General features: G+C 59.5%; 19 protein-coding genes. 6 read left to right on the forward strand and 13 right to left on the reverse strand.

The genetic code is table 11. The features are described 5' to 3' along the window. Positions 1 to 65: 65 nt before the first annotated feature. The 5 genes from RTH74_RS18220 to RTH74_RS18240 all read right to left on the reverse strand — a co-directional run bounded on the left by RTH74_RS18220 (position 66) and on the right by RTH74_RS18240 (position 2,644). Positions 66 to 560, reverse strand: a complete 495-nt coding sequence (locus RTH74_RS18220; protein ID WP_316915564.1) for a hypothetical protein — start codon at positions 558 to 560, stop codon at positions 66 to 68. 110 nt (positions 561 to 670) lie between these two features. Further along, complete coding sequence (locus RTH74_RS18225) at positions 671 to 1,216, reverse strand: hypothetical protein (RefSeq protein ID WP_316915565.1); 546 nt, start codon at positions 1,214 to 1,216, stop codon at positions 671 to 673. 88 nt (positions 1,217 to 1,304) lie between these two features. Continuing rightward, a complete protein-coding gene (locus tag RTH74_RS18230) occupies positions 1,305 to 1,691 on the reverse strand; it encodes a hypothetical protein (protein ID WP_316915566.1) in 387 nt (128 codons plus the stop codon). A gap of 76 nt (positions 1,692 to 1,767) precedes the next feature. After that, the gene (locus RTH74_RS18235; protein WP_316915567.1) at positions 1,768 to 2,208 is read right to left on the reverse strand and encodes a hypothetical protein; all 441 of its coding nucleotides are present in this window, start codon (positions 2,206 to 2,208) and stop codon (positions 1,768 to 1,770) included. A 79-nt stretch (positions 2,209 to 2,287) separates the two neighbouring features. After that, the gene (locus RTH74_RS18240; protein WP_316915568.1) at positions 2,288 to 2,644 is read right to left on the reverse strand and encodes an Imm39 family immunity protein; all 357 of its coding nucleotides are present in this window, start codon (positions 2,642 to 2,644) and stop codon (positions 2,288 to 2,290) included. A gap of 215 nt (positions 2,645 to 2,859) precedes the next feature. On the opposite strand from RTH74_RS18240, the gene RTH74_RS18245 reads away from it, so the two are divergent. Continuing rightward, the gene (locus RTH74_RS18245; protein ID WP_316915569.1) at positions 2,860 to 3,822 is read left to right on the forward strand and encodes an integron integrase; all 963 of its coding nucleotides are present in this window, start codon (positions 2,860 to 2,862) and stop codon (positions 3,820 to 3,822) included. 72 nt (positions 3,823 to 3,894) lie between these two features. Here RTH74_RS18245 and sbcD read toward each other — a convergent pair whose 3' ends face one another. Together sbcD and RTH74_RS18255 are read right to left on the reverse strand one after the other, a co-directional pair. Then, on the reverse strand, positions 3,895 to 5,115 hold the full coding sequence (gene sbcD / locus RTH74_RS18250) for an exonuclease subunit SbcD (protein WP_316915570.1): 1,221 nt from the start codon (positions 5,113 to 5,115) through the stop codon (positions 3,895 to 3,897). Next, positions 5,112 to 5,531 (reverse strand): Lrp/AsnC family transcriptional regulator, encoded by a 420-nt coding sequence (locus RTH74_RS18255; RefSeq protein WP_106734684.1) that lies wholly within the window; start codon positions 5,529 to 5,531, stop codon positions 5,112 to 5,114. The genes sbcD and RTH74_RS18255 overlap by 4 nt, the downstream gene beginning before the upstream one ends. A 123-nt stretch (positions 5,532 to 5,654) precedes the next feature. On the opposite strand from RTH74_RS18255, the gene yjeH reads away from it, so the two are divergent. The 4 genes from yjeH (at position 5,655) to RTH74_RS18275 (ending at position 10,055) form a co-directional block, all read left to right on the forward strand. Beyond that, positions 5,655 to 6,908 carry an L-methionine/branched-chain amino acid transporter gene (yjeH, locus tag RTH74_RS18260; protein WP_316915571.1) on the forward strand — a complete coding sequence of 418 codons (1,254 nt, stop codon included), beginning with the start codon at positions 5,655 to 5,657 and terminating at the stop codon, positions 6,906 to 6,908. Positions 6,909 to 7,060: 152 nt separating this feature from the next. Continuing rightward, complete coding sequence (locus tag RTH74_RS18265; protein WP_316915572.1) at positions 7,061 to 8,386, forward strand: TAXI family TRAP transporter solute-binding subunit; 1,326 nt, start codon at positions 7,061 to 7,063, stop codon at positions 8,384 to 8,386. Between the two features lie 265 nt (positions 8,387 to 8,651). Then, the gene (yejK, locus tag RTH74_RS18270) at positions 8,652 to 9,659 is read left to right on the forward strand and encodes a nucleoid-associated protein YejK (RefSeq protein WP_106734569.1); all 1,008 of its coding nucleotides are present in this window, start codon (positions 8,652 to 8,654) and stop codon (positions 9,657 to 9,659) included. A 75-nt stretch (positions 9,660 to 9,734) separates the two neighbouring features. Next, positions 9,735 to 10,055, forward strand: coding sequence for a glutaredoxin family protein (locus RTH74_RS18275; protein ID WP_125833699.1), 321 nt, complete (start codon positions 9,735 to 9,737; stop codon positions 10,053 to 10,055). A gap of 18 nt (positions 10,056 to 10,073) precedes the next feature. Here the strand turns inward: RTH74_RS18275 and RTH74_RS18280 are convergent, their stop codons facing one another. The 4 genes from RTH74_RS18280 to RTH74_RS18295 all read right to left on the reverse strand — a co-directional run bounded on the left by RTH74_RS18280 (position 10,074) and on the right by RTH74_RS18295 (position 12,639). Then, positions 10,074 to 11,009, reverse strand: a complete 936-nt coding sequence (locus RTH74_RS18280; protein ID WP_316915573.1) for a glutathione S-transferase family protein — start codon at positions 11,007 to 11,009, stop codon at positions 10,074 to 10,076. Positions 11,010 to 11,071: 62 nt separating this feature from the next. Further along, positions 11,072 to 11,353: a GIY-YIG nuclease family protein gene (locus tag RTH74_RS18285; protein ID WP_099526606.1), complete on the reverse strand. Its 282-nt coding sequence runs from the start codon at positions 11,351 to 11,353 to the stop codon at positions 11,072 to 11,074. After that, positions 11,350 to 12,069 (reverse strand): phosphatidylcholine synthase, encoded by a 720-nt coding sequence (gene pcsA / locus RTH74_RS18290; protein ID WP_099526607.1) that lies wholly within the window; start codon positions 12,067 to 12,069, stop codon positions 11,350 to 11,352. The genes RTH74_RS18285 and pcsA overlap by 4 nt, the downstream gene beginning before the upstream one ends. Positions 12,070 to 12,168: 99 nt before the next feature. Next, positions 12,169 to 12,639, reverse strand: coding sequence for a nuclear transport factor 2 family protein (locus tag RTH74_RS18295; protein ID WP_316915574.1), 471 nt, complete (start codon positions 12,637 to 12,639; stop codon positions 12,169 to 12,171). A 200-nt stretch (positions 12,640 to 12,839) separates the two neighbouring features. Here RTH74_RS18295 and RTH74_RS18300 point away from each other — a divergent pair, with 200 nt between their 5' ends. Next, positions 12,840 to 13,781: a helix-turn-helix domain-containing protein gene (locus RTH74_RS18300; protein ID WP_316915575.1), complete on the forward strand. Its 942-nt coding sequence runs from the start codon at positions 12,840 to 12,842 to the stop codon at positions 13,779 to 13,781. 57 nt (positions 13,782 to 13,838) lie between these two features. On the opposite strand, the gene RTH74_RS18305 is transcribed toward RTH74_RS18300, so the two are convergent. Together RTH74_RS18305 and RTH74_RS18310 are read right to left on the reverse strand one after the other, a co-directional pair. Continuing rightward, positions 13,839 to 14,600, reverse strand: a complete 762-nt coding sequence (locus tag RTH74_RS18305; protein WP_017675242.1) for an amino acid ABC transporter ATP-binding protein — start codon at positions 14,598 to 14,600, stop codon at positions 13,839 to 13,841. Positions 14,601 to 14,609: 9 nt separating this feature from the next. Next, entirely contained in the window at positions 14,610 to 15,707 is a 1,098-nt protein-coding gene (locus RTH74_RS18310; RefSeq protein WP_125880952.1) for an amino acid ABC transporter permease, read from the reverse strand. Between the last annotated feature and the right edge of the window lie 3 nt (positions 15,708 to 15,710).

Raw genomic sequence — 15,710 nt, forward strand, 5'->3', positions numbered from 1 at the left:
AGGGGCGGGCTTGAGCCCGTCCCAGCGAGCGTAGCGAGCGATTTGAACCAGTTGTTTGTTATGTGTCACAACAGAGATTCTAGAAATTCGCTCTTGATGCTTTCCGAGGTGCTGGGTAATTGGTTAAGTAGAGCAGCACCATCATCGCCACAGTTATAGTACAAAATAAATTCTCCAGACTCGAATGCCACTTTGAATCCAGATAAAACTTTGTAGCCATAATTGATATGGTAGTCCACGTGAGCCTGTACGCTCGTAATATTTTCACCTACCAAGTGATTTGCGGTTAGCGCTGAAAGAAGGTCTTCGGCTTGCCATGAGCATCGCTCACCTACTTGAAGATCGAAAGCCAGAGGTACTTCAGCGGGCAAGGTGTCTGCACCCACACTCTCACCATTTGTGAGCAAGAACATTGAAACAACGGTTCCATCAGTGCAGCGCCACTCAATGTCGCCTATATCATCGGTTACCTTTTCGGACTCGAAGTAATACTGAACATTCCTTACGCCTGCTAGGGTTTTCCCAATTAGGCTTTGAGCTTGAGCCAGATCGTGAAACATCCGTTCTTCCGAGAAGATTTTTCGATTATTCATAGAGACACATAACGATTAAGCTAAGGGGCGGGCTTTAGCCCGTCCCAGCGAACGAAGTGAGCGATTTGAGACCATTGTTATACGCGCACACCGAGAAGCCGGGATAGGTCTTGATGGTTATGGTAATCAACCCAAAAACGAAATGCTTCGGCAAGCATTCCTTCATCTTCTATGCTTTCGAATGAGTATGAAACATCCAGGCTTACAGGCGTGCTCAGCTGTGAGGTAACTATGATCTTTATTTCCTGAAAATCACCTGCGTCGATTTCTTTGATTTGACCCGCTTTGTGAGGCGGATTGCGTACGCAGTGTTTGTAGCCATTGGCCAAGGTGTTAATTGTTTCGTGTATTTTTGATTCTTTAGCTAGCAGGCTCCTGACTTCGGATTCCCTGCTCCAGCCGTAAGCTGGCTTGTATTCGTGAAATATATATTCTGGAATATTATTGAGTGACTCAGCTGCATTCAGGAATAGCCGCAGCCGCTCGTACTTGCTGCGAGTGGCTTGATATGTTTCCTTTTCTCGCTGTAGATCGCAGAGATCGAAATAGTCTGAGCAGTTCGGCAAGGCAATATATGCGATGTATCCCTTGTGAGATCCAAGCGGGCCGGAGAGTATGCTCATTTGCGTTCTTCCTTGTGCGTATAACGTTTGGTTAAGGGGCGGGCTTTAGCCCGTCCCAGTGAGCGAAGCGAACGTTTTGAACCACTAGTTAGGCGGCCTGCAAACCATCGCTATTTCTCCAATACAATGTTGTTTCGTACTGGAATGAAACCACAAAATTAGCATCGGTCTTGGCTGTAAGGATTTTTACAAAACGCTCTAGATCACCAAGTGCAGAAAAACCTTCTGGCTCCGGCCCTTTTATTCGTATGTAGCAGCGAATAGCTACAGGGAAGTTCATGCCTTTAGTGTCTTCCGCGTATAGCGTATGGTCATTTAGTTCGCACGCGGCGCTCACTGATAATCCGGACTCGAAAACTCCTTCCACCGTATGGTCGTCATTGTCTGTATCCAGTACGCCGAGTTCGATCAATGTCGTATGGACAGTGGTTATTGAGAGTCGCTCATCGGCTTCAAGGTGAATGTCGAGACTCATTTTTTAGCCTAACGTTTGGTTAAGGGGCGGGCTTCAGCCCGTCCCAGTGAGCGACGCGAACGGTTTGAACCAGTTGTTATACGACGCTCTCGTTGACACTTAAAATGACCTGATCTTGAGAGCCCTCATGCGTCAGGATAGCGGGCTTACGCAATATGTTTGATAGCCACTTCATGAAGCTTGTTAGGATTTTATATTCTGCCAAGCTTCTGATCTCCCTTGGTGAGATATCGAGTTCAATTTCTGTTTCCATGAAAAAATGGCAGTTAACCTTGATATTGTTATCGAGCCAAATGCATAGAGTCGTCGGATTGGTTTGCTGCAGTTCTTTTATCTTATAAAAATTGTCGGGCAGCGCTCGCTCGGAACTGCCGTGCACAAATTTAAACTCAAAGCTCTCATTCTTGACTTTTTTGATGAATTCATTCCAAACATCAACACAAACATCCAGCACATAGATGTCTCGCAGCGATCCATCCACTGCAAACTCTTCGTTGACTTCAAGCCAGTCTTTCATGTTGGTTTCGTATAACGTTTGGTTAAGGGGCGGGCTTTAGTCCGTCCCAGTGAGCGAAGCGAACGGTTTGAACCAATTGTTATACGGTGACTTTCGGGAGACCATACTTCGTTGATACTAAATTCAGTACATGAATTGAGATTTCTTTAATTTCAGTTTCTAGATTTGATGAGTTTTTGAGTTGTTCTAATGGGATCTGAATAGAAGCTTCCAGTTCTTTATGTTTGTTGATACGACCTATTTCTACTTTTTGTGAAGCATCTGCTCCATATTTGATAATGAGGCTGACTTTCTCAAATGGGGCACTTGTGGACCAGCTGGATGACCTCATGCACTCAGAAAGCTCCTTAGAGGCCTGCAACAATGCAGGTCCAAAGCCTTTTACTTTTCCTTTGACTAAACCTACGCCGCCTAGAAGGAGAAGGTAATCGTTCATGAGAAGTCCGTATAACAGTGATTAGATGGAAGGCGGTACTAATCCGATAGTAGAGCCTTCCATCTAACTCCGCAGCATCGTCATCGCCGCCCTGGAAAAATTCTTTTCAAATCATGGCATTACCAGCCACCCCCTGATGTCTGGATGTATTCGCTTGACTTCCTCTTTTTGCTCTACCATTACTACTGTACAAAAAAACAGCCAAGGAGTCGGCCATGGAAACCTCCAGCAAACCTCGCCTGCAGGAGCAGTTCAGGGCGGTGATGCGCTTGCATCATTACAGCATCCGGACAGAAAAATCCTACTGGTACTGGATTCGCTATTTCATCCGTTTCCATAAACTGCGCCATCCACTGGAGCTTGGTGCTACCGAGGTCAATGCTTTTCTCACTTGGTTGGCAGTTGAGCGTCAGGTGGCTGCCGCCACCCAGAATCTGGCACTCAATTCGCTGGTTTTCCTATACGACAAGGTCTTGCAACAACCGCTCGGGCAAGTGGGTGAGGTGGTGCGCGCAAAACGCTCAGCGCGTATTCCCTGCGTACTTACGCATGAGGAAGCCACGGCGCTCATTGCCAGGCTCGGCCAACCGCATCAGCTACTGGCTTCGCTGATGTATGGCGCCGGCTTGCGAGTGGTGGAAGCTGCACGTTTGCGTATCAAGGATATGGATTTCGATAAGCAGATCATCACCATTCATGACGGCAAAGGCGCCAAAGACCGAACGACACTTCTGCCGGCGCCCTTGATCACACAGCTGCTGGAGCGCAGAGAGCGTATGTTTCGCGCCTGGAAGCAGCGGGACAGTTTTTATCACGCTCCCGTCAGCCTGCCATTTGCGCTACGTCGCAAATACCCCAAGGCGGGATGTTCATTCGAGTGGCAGTGGCTGTTCCCGTCGACCGGACTTTGCACGGATGAGGACGGGCAGATCGTTCGTCATCACCTTCATGTCAGTGCCATTCAGAAAGCTGTCAGACATGCCGTGCGGCAATCCAACCTGTGCAAGCCTGCCAGTTGCCATACCTTTCGCCACAGTTTCGCCACCGAGCTACTGCGCCGGGGGAGCGACATTCGCACAGTGCAGACGCTACTGGGGCATGCGGATATACGTACGACGCAGATTTATACGCATGTGCTGGGACAGGGCTTTGCCGGTGTAGTCAGCCCGCTGGGGTGAGCGCGGCAAGCACTTAACCGGATTGTCGCGACGGCCCCCCGGATTGCATCCGGGCTACGGAGGCCTGTGCTGCTAAACCTTGGGCAGCGCCTCCAGCACCTGCCGATACAAACCCTGCAGGCGCTGGGCATCCTCTTCTTCCAATGTCTCTTGCTGCAGGCGGCGGGCGAAGACGTCTTCTACGCTCAGCTCGTCCAACGTTTCCCGCGCTTCGCTGGCCAGGTTGGCCATGGCGTTGCCGCGCTCGCGGCGGATACGCAGCACTTCCACGGGATGCCCTTCGCACAGAGCGTTGATGTGGCTTTGCAGGTCGTTCAGGTAGTCGTCGGTGCTCACTTGCACTTCCAGCCATACGGGCCGCTCGGGTGTGCCCTGTGCAGCTGCCTCGGTGATGGAGCCTGCCAACTCATTGAGCGAGCCGCGCAGGCTGGCCATGGGCTGGAATACCGGCACGGGCAGTGGCGTGATCGACTGCAGGTTGGCGCCTTCGAACGTCAGCAGCAGGACTTCCTTCTGCTGGCGCGCCTCGTCGAAGGACAGGGCAATCGGCGAGCCGCTGTAGCGGATATGCTCCAGGCCACCGACCTTCTGCGGACGGTGGATATGGCCAAGGGCGATGTAGTCCACCGGCGGGAAGGCGCTGGTGGGGAAGGCTTCCAGGCTGCCGACGTAGATCTCGCGCACCGATTCGCTGGCGCTGGCGCCAACCGTGGTGAGGTGACCGGTAGCGATGATCGGTAGCGTCAGGCCCAGCTCGTCACGCTTGCTAGCCGCCAGCTCGTACAGTGCCCGGTAATGCTCGGCGATGGCTTGCTGTAGCGACTGTTGTTTGTCCTGCGCGCTCTGCCCCGCCTGGCTGGCCAGTGCGTCGCGCGGGCGGATGAAGGGAATGGCGCAGAGAATGGCGCCCGGCTGGCCAGTACGATCATTGAGTACCAGTACCTGTTCAGCCAGGTCGACGCCTACGCTCGGCACCACCTGGGTGCCCAGTTGCCCCAGCAGGCTACGGCTTTCACCAAGCATAGCCGGCGAGTCGTGGTTGCCGCCGAGTACCACCAGGGCGCAGCCGGCGTCGCGCAACTCAACCACCAATCGGTAGTACTGCTCGCGGGCATAACTGGGCGGTGCGCCGGTGTCGAACACATCACCGGCGATCAACAGCACGTCCACGTTGTGCACGCGCACTTGCTCCAGCAGCCAGGCGCAGAAGGCCTGGTGCTCGGCCTGCCGAGTCTTGCCCATGAAGTGCTGGCCCAGGTGCCAGTCGGAGGTGTGCAGGATGCGCAAGCTCATAGCGGCCAGTCCTGTACGACGACATGAGTCTTGACCCGCTGCATTTGCGGGAAGGCCTCGATGGCCGCGCGCACTTCGCTCAGGCGCGCCATGCTCGGCGCCTCGACCAGTACCAGCATGTCGGTCTCGCCGCTGATGCCACTGCAATGGCGGATTTCCGGGTATTCGCGCATACGCTCGACGTAATCCTGACAACGGGCGTTTTGGTAGAAAAGCTCGAGATAAGCCCTGACTCCACCTTCGCCCGGCACCGCGACCTGGGCGTGATAACCACGAATCACCCCGCTCTCCTCCAGATAGCGAATCCGCTCGCTGACCGCCGAACGTGACAGATTGATCTCACGGGCGATCTGGCTGACGGAGGTGCGCGCATCGCTGCGCAGCAGAGTGAGGATCTGGCGATCGAACTTGTCCACGGGAGCTTCTCGGGCGGCAATCGGATTGACGGTGAAAACCGCCATTTCGTCGGCAAAAGGCGACAGCCTGCAACTGGCCGGCGTCCTACCATGGCGGTATCTGGAAAATGATGAGCATACCCCATGAGTCGATTGAACAAGGAATTGGGCCTGCTGCAGGGCATCGCCCTGCTCAGCACCTCGCTGCTCGGCACCGGCATCTTCGTGGTGCCGGCACTGGCAGCCACGGCAGCCGGCGAAGCGTCGCTGTGGGCATGGATGATCTTGATTGCCCTGGTGCTGCCGGTGGCGTTCACCTTCGCCCAGTTGGGCAAGCGCTTCCCTCATGCCGGCGGCGCGCCGCACCTGATCGGCCGCGCCTTCGGTCTGCGCATGGAGGGCGTCAGCGCCCTGCTGTTTCTCGCCGTGTTGCCGGTCGGCTTGCCGGCGGCTCTGCATATCGCCAGCGGCTTCTGGCTGGCGTTGTTCGACCTCGATCGCAGCGGCCTGCTGCTCATCGAACTGGCGACGCTGGGCGCCATTCTCCTGCTTGGCCAGCGTCCACCGAAAGTATCAGGCATGCTCCAGGGGCTGATCGCCGTGGCCATCGTCGCCAGCGTGGCGCTGATCTGGTGGGTCGGCGACCTGCCGCGCGCCAGCCAGCCGTTGCTGCCGGCGATGGACGGCCAGTGGCACTTGCTGCCGACAGCGCTGGGGGTGATGTTCTGGTGCTTCGTCGGCATCGAGGCCTTCACCCACCTGGGCGAGGAGTTCAAACACCCCGAGCGCGACTTCCCGCTAGCACTGTTGCTCGGCGTGGTGCTGGCCGGCCTGGTGTACTGGGCCTGCTCGGTCGCGGTGCTGAGCTTTGCCACTTACGGCGACGTGCACAGCGACATCACCGCCCTGCCCCGTCTGTTCGAACAGCTGCTGGGTGAGCACGCACGCGTGCTGGTGGCGGTGCTCGGTTACCTGGCCTGCTTCGCCTCGATGAACGTGTACATCCAGGGCTTCGCCCGGCTGATCTGGAGCCTGGCCGATGAAGGCCGTCTGCCGGCCAGGCTGGCCGTGCGCAACCGCCATGGTGTACCCGGCAAAGCCTTGCTGCTGGTCGTGATCAGCTGCGCGCTGTGCGCCATGCTCTCGGCCACCTTGAACCTGTCGGTGGACGATCTGATCCGCTATGCCAACGGCAACTTCGTGCTGATCTACCTGCTGAGCATGGCCGCTGGCTGGGTGCTGCTCAGTGGCGTCTGGCGCCTGCTTGCCGGTCTCAGTGCGCTGCTCTGCGCCGGGGTGCTGTTGATGCTTGGCGGTGATGCGCTGTATGCAGTGGCATTGCTTGGGGTGTTGCTGCTGCTTGATCGCCTGCGCACGCTGGGTAAGGCGCTGGCCTAGCGCAGCAGACAATAAGCACGGCAACGCAGCTTGCACCTTCCCGGCAGGTGACGGTCGAAAACGGCGTAACCCGAGCGGTATCGCCGCCGATGCGTGACCATCGTTGCTCGAGGGTTCTATCCTTGAAGCGACAAACGCTGAAAGGAAGCCCCATGCTCCGCGTACTCAATGACCTGAAAATCATGATCCTGGCCAACCTGTGGATCGTCCCGGTGGTGGCAGGCCTGGTCTGGGCACTGTTCCAGTTCGTCGCGCCGCCACCACCGATGAGCGCCAGCATGGCCACCGGCACTCAAGGGGGCGCTTATCAGCAGTTTGCCGAACGCCTGAAGGAAGAGTTGGCCAAGGAAGGTTTTGAACTGAACCTCGTACCGACCTCAGGCTCGCGTGACAACCTGCAACGCCTGCTGGCCAAGGACCCGCAAGTGGAGATCGCCCTGGTCCAGAGCGGCCTGGAGCGCCAGCTGGCTCCCGACGAGCAGCGTCAGCTGGAAAGTCTGGGGGCGATTTATCAGGAGCCCTTGTGGCTGTTCTATCGACGAGACGTGAAGCTGGATCGCATTGCCGACCTGCTCCCATTGCGCGTCGGCCTGGGCGGTGAGGGCAGCGGCACCCGTGCCGCCAGCGATGCCATTCTCGGCGCCAATGCCATCGAGCCGGAACAACATCCCGAAAGCTGGCAGAGCATCGGCGGTGGCAAAGCCGCTCGGGCGCTGATGGCCGGCGAACTGGATGCAGCGTTTTTCGTAGGTCCGGCAGAGAACTCACTGGTGCAGCAACTGGCGGCCAACCCGGACATCGCCCTGGCACACTTTCGGCGCGCCGCCGCTTACGAGGCGCGACTGCCGTTCTTCAATCAGGTGAAGGTCGGGGAAGGCCTGCTCGACCTGGCCAGCAACGCACCAGACCGCGATATCGTTACCCTGTCTCCGGTCGCTACCCTGGTGGTCAACGACGACTTCAACCCTGGCCTGGTGCCGCTGTTTCTCGAGGCCAGCCGTGAAGTGATGCGCAGCGGCACCCTGCTCGACGCCGCCGGCACCTTTCCCAGTGCCGAGCCTCGCACCTTCGAGCTGCACAAGGATGCCGGGCATTACTACGACAAGGGCCTGCCGATCCTGCAGCGCTACCTGCCGTTTCGCATCGCCTCGCTGGCCGACCGCTACATCATCCTGCTGATCCCCTTGATCGTGGTGATGATCCCACTGCTCAAGGCTGTCGGCCCGATCTACCAGTGGCGCATTCGCGCGCGTATCTACCGCTGGTACAAGTACCTGCGCGAGATCGACCGCAAACTGCACGCAGGCTCCTTGCCCAACGAGCTGGACAGCGAGATCGAACGCCTGGAGGAGATGGAGGACGAACTCGCGGCTGTGGAAGTGCCGCTGTCGTACTCCAACGAGTTGTACGAACTGCACATGCATGTGCGCTACGTGATCGAACGACTGCGCGAGCTGCAGCGGCGCCGACAGGCGTAGGGTGGATCACGCTTCATCGACGCACCAAAGCAGTGGATGTAAAGAGCGACATCCGCCCTACGCAGCAACAGCAACGCCGCCAGTAGAGAAGCATCGCGGCTAAAGCCCCTCCCACGGGCGTTCGTGATACCCGCGGGAGCGGCTTTAGCCGCGATCTGCCGTGTGGTCTTCAACGCTTTTCACGGATAGATCTACACCCGGCCCCGCAATCCATTTTCTGCTTCGGGTAAACTGCGCCCCTGTTTCATTTGCCCACGAGACCGCCATGCCGATCCGCCACTGCATCGTCCACCTGATCGACAAGAAGCCCGACGGCAGCCCTGCCGTGCTGCACGCTCGCGACAGCGAGCTGGCCACGTCGCAAGCCATGGAGAACCTGCTGGCCGACCTCAACGAGAGCTACAACGCCAAGCAGGGCAAGGCCTGGGGTCTGTTCCACGAAGAATCCGGGGCCTACCCGTTCAGTGGCTGGCTCAAGGCCTATCTCGATGGCGAGCAGGATTTCACCGCCTTCAGCCGTCAGGCCGTCGAACACCTGCAAAAGCTGATGGAGGAATCCAACCTCTCCACCGGCGGTCACGTGCTGCTGGCTCACTACCAACAAGGCATGACCGACTACCTGGCCATCGCCCTGCTGCACCACAGCGAAGGTGTGGCGGTGACCGACGCGCTGGACGTGACCCCGGCCAAGCACCTGGATCTGGGCCAGTTGCACCTGGCCGCGCGCATCAACATCAGCGAGTGGCAGAACAACAAGCAGTCCAAGCAGTACATCTCCTTCATCAAGGGCAAGAACGGCAAGAAGGTCTCGGACTACTTCCGCGACTTCATCGGCTGCCAGGAAGGCGTCGACGGCCCGGGCGAGACCCGTACCCTGCTCAAGGCCTTCAGCGACTTCGTCGAGAGCGAGGATTTGCCCGAAGAGCAGGCGCGCGAGAAGACCAAGACCCTGGTCGGCTATGCCAGCGGCCAGGCCAAGATGGGCGAACCGATCACCCTGGAAGAACTCTCCGGACTGATCGATGAGGAGCGCCCCAAGGCCTTCTACGAGCACATCCGCAACAAGGATTACGGCATGGCTCCGGAGTTTCCGGCGGACAAACGTACCCTGAGCCAATTCCAGCGTTTCACCGGCCGTGCCGAGGGTCTGTCGATCAGCTTCGAGGCGCACCTGCTGGGCTCCAAGGTCGAGTACGACGAAGGCCGCGACATGCTGATCATTCGCCAGTTGCCGACCCAATTGAAGGACCAGCTCAAGCGCCGTCAAGACTGAGATTTAACGAGTGGCTGGATGGCCCGGCGCGGTTTACCCTGACATGACCGTGCCATCACACAAGGATGCGAAACCATGAAGACGATTGTGCTGCTGCTCGCCGCCCTGGCCCTGTGGCAGAACTGGGACAAGATCGAGCGCTGGATCGACCCGCCCCAGGCGCGTAACGCCAGCGGTGAAGTGGTGCTCTACGCCACGCAATGGTGTGGCTACTGCGCCAAGACCCGCGAGCTGTTCGCCGAGGACGGCATCGCCTACCGCGAAGTGAACATCGAGACCGATGCCGCCGGCCGCGCCCAATACCAAGCGCTTGGCGGCCGCGGTGTGCCGGTGATCGACCTGCGCGGGCAGGTCATTCACGGTTATGACGTGCGCGCCATCCGCGCCGCCTACTGACAGGCGGCGCAATAGCCCTCAACGCGCTTCGATACGGAAGCCCAGACGCGGGAAGTGCACGTGTACGATGCCGGCACGCTCGTCCTCGCGACGCAGAATCAGCTCGTCACGCCCGGCATGCAGCAACTCACCCTGCACCGGGTCGACACCATAGTCCACTGCCGCGATGCTCACCGCCTGGCCCGCCTTGAAGCCATTGGGGTCGACGAAATCTTCGTTCGGCAGCGCTGCCGGAGTCGCTTCACGCGCCACTGCGATCGCCTGTTCGCTGCTCATCTCGCTCAGCGAGCCATGGCCGAAGCCGAGCACACGGGCAAGCCATGCCGCGACCTCAGGGTAATCGTCGACCAGTGGCGCGGTGACCGGCGTACCGCGCAGGAACCACAAACAGTGAGCTACGGAAAAATCGGCGAGCGACGCTTCACCGAAAAGGAAATCGCCTTGCCCGCCTTGCAGCTGTCGCTGCAAGGCCCCCATCAGTGCCGGCCATTGATGCTTGGCCTGCTCCAGCGGCAGACGACTCGCCGTACCGCCGGAAAACAGCGCACCACGGTCGGCAGCAAAGGCCTTGGCAAACTCCGGCGGGACCTTGGCGAAGCGCAGCGCCATCGACTCGGGTTGGAACACCAGCGCAACGGCATGCTGGAACAGCACCGAGTCGGCCCACTGCGCCAGCAGGCTGACATTGAACGCCTGAGCTTCGGGCAGCAGCGCCGGGGTGGCCTTCTCGGCGTCCAGGCGACGGGCGATCAGCGCGGTATCGCAATAGATGTCGGCGCCGACCTGCAGCACCGGGGTCTTGCGGTAGCCACCAGTCAGCGCAGTGAGATCGGGCTTGGGCATCAGCGGCGGGATCATCACCGAACGCCAGGACAGTTGCTTGAAGCCCAACATCAGGCGGGCCTTCTCGGCGAACGGCGAGGTCGGATAGTGATGAAGGATCAACTCATGCATGGCGCGCTCCGCGTCGGATCAAAGCCCTCAGCTTACCCGCGCGGCACGTGCACGCAACCGCCTCAGGCTGATGAGCCACCATCAACGGCCAGAATGAGCGCTTCTTTGGCGCTTTTGCTCAGGCGCTTGATCGCCCGTTCACGGCGCAATGCATCGCCCTTGCCGGCACAGGCTTCGATATAGGCCAGCGCCAGCGCCGGGCTGGTATGGAAGAAGCGAGCGCCCTTGCCACTCTGGTGCTGGGCGAAACGCCGCTGCGGATCATCGCTGATGCCGCAATACAGAGCGCCATTGGCGGCGCGCACCAGATAGACGAACCAGGCTTTTTCGACTGCTGCATTCATCCGCGAGCAGGAAACCACTCACGCGCCGAGCGCCACAGGCACATGCCGACGAAGTAGGCTGAAGCCAACCACCAGAGCGCCAGCAGCCAGAACTGACTGACCGGGTACTGCAGAATCAGCAACGCGCTGGAGAGCATCCAGACGAAGGTCACCAGAATGTTCAGCGGCATGAACTGACGCACGCGGAACGGGTGCAGGAACTTCATTTTGGTCAGGGTCAGGCCGGCCAGCAGGACGATCATGGCCAGGGTGATCCAGGGATGCACATCAAGGATGTAGAAATACAGCACGACCACGTTCCACGCCGCCGGGAAGCCGACGAAGTAGTTGTCCTTGCTCTTCATGTTCAGGTTGCAGAAGCAGAACAGCGAGGACAGCAGAATCAGGCCCACGGCGAACAGCGGCGTGTAATCCGGCAGCGGAATGAAGCGATAGAGGAAGATCGCGGGGATGAATACGTAGGTGAGGTAGTCGATCACCAGGTCGAGGGTCGAGCCGTCGAAATGCGGCAGCACACCCTTGACGTCGTAACGCCGCGCCAGCGAACCATCCAGCCCATCGACCAACAGCGCCAGGCCGAGCCACAACAGGCATTGCTTGGGTTGGCCGTCGAGTACGGCCAACAATGCCAGGAGGGCAAGGATCACGCCGCTGGCGGTAACAGCGTGGACCCCCCAGGCTTTGGCCTGTTTTACGGCAACGATCAATTCGGTCACGGCAGGTCTCGATTGGCAGTGGAGGTGCGGCACCCGGTGTGCGCACTCTTTATTGAAGGCTAAGACCGGATAGCCTACCACTGCGTTCATTCGCCCGCCTCAGCGCGTACCGCGAAACTGGGCCAGACCACGTGCCGCCTGTCGACGAATGGCAGCCTGCACCGGTGGTGCCCAACCCAGTAGAAGCCCTTTGCCACCTAGCGCCTGACGTGCCCAGCGCCATAGATCGAAGTGATCGCGATGCTCGACGATTAACCCGTCACGAAACACGAAGCGCGCCTGGATGTGGTTGACCACCTGACGACCGGTGGCACTGAAACGGTAGCTGGCGACCCAGCGCGCACTGCCGGCATGATCGTCGGCATGCACCGAATCGAAGGTCAACGAGAATCCCTCGGCACGGCTGCACAGCATGCGCCACATATCGCCGGCCTCAGCACCGTGCAGGTCGACGAAGACCGGGTCGGAGAAACGCACATCTTCGGCGTAGCAGCCTGCCATGGTCTCGGCATCGAGTTTCTGGAAGGCGCTGTAGAAACGCTGGATCAGATCGGCATTGGGGTGGCTCATGAGTCGCTCCTACAGGCTTTTAATTACGTAGGGTGCGCCGCGAGCACCGCTGTCACGGCGTCGCTCACTGGTGCGCACGGCGCACCCTACACGTTCGCAAGGATGGTTCACTCCAGTCTGTTCGTCCGGCGGGGACGTGGCGATTGGCTATAAAGACAACTTTGTGTCAATAATCGCCAACTTCACTCCAGGCCATCGTCATGCTGCGCATCGCCTTGTACGTCTGCCCACAAACCGTCTGTTCCAGCCTGAGCATGGCGCAGGATGCCTTCAGTCTGGCCAATCGCCTGGCCGGCGCAGAGCGTTTTCAGCTACAGCGGTTCAGCCTCGATGGCCAGCCCGTGCAGTTGGATTTCGCGCAGATTCAGGTCGATGGCGGCCTACCGTTGGCCGAGCAGGCCGATCTGCTGATCGTGCCAGCCACCGGCAGCGCCATCAGCCGTACCCTGGAGAGCAACGCCAAGCTGCTGCCCTGGCTGGCCCGGCGCGGCCAGCAGCAACTGGCGAGCCTGTGCAGCAGCGCCTTCCTTCTGGCGGCTGCCGGCCTGCTCGATGGTCGCCAGGCGACCACCCACTGGGCATTGGCCGAGGCCTTCGCCCGTCACTTTCCCCAGGTGAAGCTGCGCAGCGACCTGCTGTTGACCGAGGATGGCCCGCTGTTCTGCTCCGGCGGAGCCCAGGCCGGGCTCGACCTGTGCCTGCACCTGATTGCCCTGCATGCCGGTGAATGGCTGGCGCAGCAGGTTGCCAGCGCCATGGTCATCGAACGCCAGCGCGGCACGCAGACCCGTTTCGCGCCGCTGCTGCCCAGCAACGACGATAAAGCCCTTGCCCCGCTGCTGACCTGGCTGCGCGAGCACCACGCCGAGGCGATCGATCTAAACCGCCTTGCGCAGCAGGCGCACTGTTCGCCACGCACCCTGCTGCGCCGTTTCAAGCAGGCCACCGGGCTGACCCCAGGCGATTATCTGCAACGCCTGCGCATCAGCCTGGCACAGCAGGCGCTGGCCAGCTCGGCGCAGTCGCTGGAGCAGGTCGCCAACCAGGTCGGGTTCACTGACCGCGCGACCTTCGCCAAGCGCTTCAAGCAGTTGTGTGGGGAAACGCCGGGCGCCTTCCGCAAGCGCATGCGGCGCAGTTAAACCCTGGCAACGAAAAAGGGAGCCCGAAGGCTCCCTGATCGATGGCGCAAAGCCGACTCAGTGCAGGATCTGGCTGAGAAACAGCTTGGTGCGCTCGTTCTGCGGGTTGGTGAAGAAGGCGTTCGGTTCGGCCTCCTCCACGATCTCGCCCTTGTCCATGAAGATCACGCGGTTGGCCACGGTGCGGGCAAAGCCCATCTCGTGGGTCACGCAGAGCATGGTCATGCCGTCTTCGGCCAGACCGATCATGGTGTCGAGCACCTCTTTCACCATTTCCGGGTCGAGGGCCGAGGTCGGCTCGTCGAACAACATGATCTTCGGCTTCATGCACAGCGCGCGGGCAATCGCCACACGCTGCTGCTGACCACCGGAGAGCTGGCCCGGAAACTTGTTGGCCTGCTCAGGGATGCGCACGCGCTCGAGAAAGTGCATGGCAATTTCCTCGGCCTGGCGCTTGGGCATCTTGCGTACCCACATCGGCGCCAGGGTGCAGTTCTGCAGCACGGTGAGGTGCGGGAACAGGTTGAAGTGCTGGAACACCATACCCACTTCGCGGCGAATCGCCTCGATGTGCTTGAGGTCGCTGGTCAATTCGGTGCCATCGACCACGATGCGCCCCTGCTGATGCTCTTCCAGACGGTTGATGCAACGAATGGTGGTGGACTTGCCCGAACCGGACGGCCCGCACAGGACGATACGCTCGCCCTGCTGCACGCTCAGGTTGATGTCCTTGAGCACGTGGAACTGGCCGTACCACTTGTTCACGCCCTGCAGCAGGATCATCGGCTCGGCGCTGGGTTGTTTGATTGCTTCACTCATGACTCACTCCTAACGCTTGTGGCCGGTATCCAGCTTCCGCTCGAGGTGCAGCGAATAGCGGGACATGCCGAAACAGAAAATCCAGAAGATCAGCGCGGCGAACACGTAGCCCTCGGTGGCCATGCCCAGCCACGCCGGGTCGGTGGTCGCCTGCTTGATGCTGTTGAGCAGATCGAACAGGCCGATGATGATCACCAGGCTGGTGTCCTTGAACAGGGCGATGAAGACGTTGACGATGCCCGGAATCACCAGTTTCAGCGCCTGCGGCAGGATCACCAGGCCCATCATCCGCCAGTAGCCCAGGCCCATGGCCGCAGCGGCTTCGTACTGGCCCTTGGGAATGGCCTGCAAGCCACCACGCACCACTTCGGCGATGTAGGCGGACTGGAACAGGATCACACCGATCAGCGCACGCATCAGCTTGTCGAAATGCATGCCTTCGGGCAGGAACAGCGGCAACATCACCGAGGACATGAACAGTACGGTGATCAACGGCACACCGCGCCAGAACTCGATGAAGGTGACACAGATGACCTTGATCGCCGGCAGGTTGGAGCGTCGCCCCAGCGCCAGCAGGATGCCCAGCGGCAACGCACCGGTGATGCCGACAGCAGCGATCACCAGGGTCAGCATCAGGCCGCCCCAACGGCTGGTGGAAACCACGTCCAGGCCGAATACACCACCGTGCAGCAGGGTCCAGGCGATGAACGGATAGATCGCCAGGAAAGCCAGACCGTACAGCGCCTTGCGCGGCATCTGCGGCACGAACAGCGGCGCCATGCCGATGATCGCCAGCCAGAGAGTGGCATCCACACGCCAACGCAACTCGGTCGGGTAGAAGCCGTACATGAACTGACCGAAACGCTGTTGGATGAACACCCAGCACGCGCCTTCCTTGGTGCAGTCGGCGCGGGTGCTGCCGACCCAGTTGGCATCGATGATCGCCCACTGCAACAGCGGCGGCACGATCAGCCAGATCAGGTACAGCGCAAAAACGGTCAACAGGCTGTTGAACCAGTTGGAAAACAGGTTGGCCTTGAGCCAGCCCACCACACCGACGCTCATGCGCGGTGGCGGCAGGTCCGGTTTGAATGTATGAGTCTGCATGGC

It is taken from the genome of Pseudomonas sp. zfem001, assembly GCF_032621725.1.
In the GTDB taxonomy this organism is placed as follows: domain Bacteria; phylum Pseudomonadota; class Gammaproteobacteria; order Pseudomonadales; family Pseudomonadaceae; genus Aquipseudomonas; species Aquipseudomonas sediminis.